The 3,826-nt window shown below is 40.6% G+C and carries 2 protein-coding genes; one reads left to right on the top strand and one right to left on the bottom strand.

The window, feature by feature from the left end:
- Positions 1-597: 597 nt before the first annotated feature.
- Positions 598-1,539, top strand: a complete 942-nt coding sequence (locus tag CDG79_RS39560) for an N-acetylmuramoyl-L-alanine amidase (protein WP_094346921.1) — start codon at positions 598-600, stop codon at positions 1,537-1,539.
- Positions 1,540-2,051: 512 nt separating this feature from the next.
- On the opposite strand, the gene cas6 is transcribed toward CDG79_RS39560, so the two are convergent.
- The gene (gene cas6, locus CDG79_RS39555) at positions 2,052-3,200 is read right to left on the bottom strand and encodes a CRISPR-associated endoribonuclease Cas6 (RefSeq protein ID WP_094346920.1); all 1,149 of its coding nucleotides are present in this window, start codon (positions 3,198-3,200) and stop codon (positions 2,052-2,054) included.
- Positions 3,201-3,826: the final 626 nt, after the last annotated feature.

Raw genomic sequence — 3,826 nt, 5'->3', positions numbered from 1 at the left:
CATAAGTAGGCAGGCACAAATAAATATAACTATGTAACGAAAAGTAAAAGCGGTGAAAACCTTGTGATTGCTTCACTCCACTTCGTTGCGTTCGCAATGACATAGTTATAAATTTTCTCACCCACCTACTTAGCGTGCCAAAGGCAATCGTTAACTACAAAGGGGAGCGAACTACTACAGTATGGCCTAAATCCAGCTACCATCGCGATTAACAAGATAAAGGTGGCAAACTTGCGCCACAGTGTGTTAAATACATTTGTCATGGCTTTCTACTTTTACAAAGGGTTATTATCTGAATAATGGATGTAATTGCTGCATTTCAATTTATTGCAAAAATTAATAAGTTATTCCCGATCTTGATAAATTATAATAGTTGTGTTTTTTGTTACAATATACCTTTGAATTAGTGGATTTTACCACATAAAAGTTGCTGTCCAGGTTCGCACAAAAACTTATTTTGTCTGCCAGCGTAATAATGCTTAAAATAGTGCCGACATTGCGAACAAGTACTTCAACAGATTTATTAACAAAACTTTATCTATATAATTAGAAGAGTTTTGAAGTAGTGTAAAAAGGAAGTAAATTGAGGATGAAATCATGAAATTTGGAATTGATAGTGGGCACAATTGTCCACCAGATACAGGAGCAAGTGGGATTAAATTTGAGGATAATTTAACTCTTGATGTCGGCAATAGAGTGATAGCCAAGTTAAGAGCTTTAGGCAATGAAGTCGTAGTCTGTAGACCGAGTAGCGCTCGGACAGTAACTGAATCACTCTCAAAAAGATGTTCTACAGCGAATGGCAGTAAAGTAGATATTTACGTCTCGATTCATTTTAACTGTTTTAATGGACAAGCTAATGGCACAGAAGTATATGCAACTAGCGACACAGGGAGAAAAATCGCTAAACCTGTATTAGATGAAATCATCAAGTTGGGATTTTTTAATCGCGGTGTTAAGAGTGGTTCCCACTTATATGTTCTGAAAAATACAGATATGCCTGCAATTCTTGTAGAAGGTTGCTTCATCGATTCCCAAAAAGATATGAATCTTTTTAATCCAGAAGCAATGGCTAATGCGATCGTTAAAGGCTTAACTGGGAAAGTGCCAACTACTCCTGTTAACCCCGTACCAGATGAAGAGGAGAATGTAGATGCCACTATTCTCAGACTGCAAAAATCCTTAAATCGACTCAAAATAACTGACAAAAATGGTAAGGCATTAGTAGAAGATGGCTTTACTGGGGCTAGCACCAAATCTGCTGTAGAAAAATTTCAGACTATTATCGGAGTTCAGACGACTGGAATTGCTGACGAAACTACATGGAATGCCATAAATCTAATTTTGGCAAAACGAATCATCAGACCAAATCATGCTGGTGGTGCGGTTGTGAGATACTTGCAATACCGTTTAGGTGTTGATAACGATGGTGTTTACGGGCCGCAAACAGAGGTTGTAGTTAAGAACTTTCAAAAGCAAAATGGTTTAGATGCTGATGGGATTATCGGGCCTAGTAGTTGGCAGAAATTAATTGGTTAGATTGAGGAGTAGGTATTGTTCATAGTTGGCACTTTAGCGAAGACAGCGCCAACTATGAACTCATGAAACTCAACTTGATAGACTACTCAGCTTTGAGTTCACAAACCTGGTTTATTTTGGTGAAATCAATAGTGGGGAAAGGGTTGTACAAAAATAGGATTTACTTACAAGAGATCCCCCAACTCACTTAAAAAGGGGATCTCTTGGTTCTTCTCCTTTATAATTAAAAGAAATAACCAGAGCGTAGGAAGTCACATCTGTTGCCGACAGAAATATGTTCAACTTAACCATGTTTGCGTTTGATAACTATCAATCGCAGTTGGTCACAGGTAATTTCCTATCGCTCTAGTGCTTTTTTGGCGGTGAAGTTTCGCCAAAAGTATAAAAAGTAAAGGGCTTTCCAAGCCTATAATAATTGTTACTACTTTGTTGTATAGGTGGACACAATTTTTCGATCGCCTCTGGCTCAATCCAACAACATTTCAGGAATTTCAGTGCGATCGCCGCTAAAATCAAAGTGTCAATGTTCTGAGCATCCGACGGGCTAATTTTACGTAAGTTTTCACAGTAGCGTAAGGCATTTCTAAATCTTGAGATATAACCTGTAATGATTCTCCCATCTCTCGGCGTGCTAAGATTGTTGCCCAAGTAGAAGCAATTTTATCAGTGCGATCGCCTCCTGTACGTTTTCGTTGTGCGGTGAATAGGGCTGTCAATTCATCAATGCGTTCTCCCAGCAGATTTGTTAGCACCTGAATCGGTGAGCTTACCTCTGGTTCCACCCAATCTAAGCGAGTTTGTCCCAATCCAAAAGTAGTTTTGTGTCCCGTACCGCAGTAGGGAGCCAATCGAGCCAAAGCATAAAACAACTGGGTAAACTCAGAGTTAGCCAAAGCAGGCTTACTCAAACCACAGGACATTACCCCTGTGAACCCAGTTACCGAACCTCGTTTACCAGCTGCTACCTTCATCGATTCCAAATGATGCTGATGGATAATTACCCCTTCATCTATCCAGTCGAGAAAAGGTTCTGGTTCAATAGGCATTCCCGAAAAGTCATTCCAGCGTCGCAGGTAGCTATGAAAGAGATTAACTGGCACCGGGAGGGGGAAATGATGACCCTTGCGGCGAAAGCTGGTAGGGGAGACAAAACTGAAATTGACGTTAGAGGGTTTCTCTGGTGATAACTGCAATAGTTGCGCGTAGGTAGCCGATGGATGGGCAATACTCACCTGTTTTATTTGCAGGGGAGCATCTCTTAAGTCCAGAATTTGGGGCAGTTCGGTTAACCATTGTTTGAGAAACTGCAGGACTCTTGGAGACAAAGCATTAACGTGCCAGCGATAAATTTGCTTGGCTTCTAGTTGCAATTGTCTACCACTGGCAAGAAGTTGACCTGACAGCGCCGAAATATTGAAGGGCTTTTCCGACTCCCCATCGTGCAGATATGCAGAAAGTTCTGGGTTGAGTTGCCGTACTTGGTCAAGAAACCACGCATGGAGTCCAATCGTGTATTGCGAGTAGAGGGAAGTGGAAGTGGTTGGCTCAAGTTCAAATACCAATCCCACCAGTTCAGTGTCATCTGCCCATGTGGGAAGTGACGAGGGAAATTTCGGCTGTGGCTCAGTTTTGCACTTGGTGGATGCAGCTGCTTTTGGCATCGCTGATTGCTATGCAAATGATTGTTGAATATTGTACGCAATTTCCATCCCCTTTAGGGGAAAACAGGATTGCTTTAATGATTTGCGTCCCCTTGCGGGGAAGAGAGATGAGAGATTGAATAATCAAATTATCTAGCATCTCACGGATTAATGTTTCCGTCTCCTAATGGAGTCAGTCTGATAACAGTACATGACTGTTATTCAGCATATGACGGTTATTCGTTTCCGTCCCCCTTCGGGGATTTTTTCAACTCATCTTCCAATAGTTGTCTGATTTGTTGTAGATTTTGGAACGATTGCGTAACCCTCAGTTTCTCTTTAGTGTAATATGCTTTTGCATTTAATACTTTTGCATTTATGATTATATCTTTCAAATACCTAGATTTTTTACTCTCATTTTCCAAATTTTCGTAGACTTTTAGTAAGTTGCGGTTCCCTAGCGCTCTTTTATTACTCCGAAAAAATAAAATATTCGTAGGTTGGGTTGAACGAAGTGAAACCCAACAAAACCAGAGATTGTTGGTGTTGGGTTTCGTTCCTCAACCCAACCTACGCCTAAATTCATCAAAGTCCTTAAAAATAAGGGTGGATGATTTTTATCCGACGAGAGTCATAAAAGAGCGCTA

Source organism: Nostoc sp. 'Peltigera membranacea cyanobiont' 232, from assembly GCF_002245985.1.
Taxonomy (GTDB): Bacteria; Cyanobacteriota; Cyanobacteriia; order Cyanobacteriales; family Nostocaceae; genus Nostoc.
Note: the sequence above shows the minus strand (reverse complement) of the source record. Positions and strands in the feature narration are given on the sequence as shown.

Excerpts from the sequence above, each read along its gene's own strand:
- CDG79_RS39560 (WP_094346921.1), top strand. The coding sequence starts at position 598 with ATGAAATTTGGAATTGATAGTGGGCACAATTGTCCACCAGATACAGGA.
- cas6 (WP_094346920.1), bottom strand. The coding sequence starts at position 3,200 with ATGCCAAAAGCAGCTGCATCCACCAAGTGCAAAACTGAGCCACAGCCG.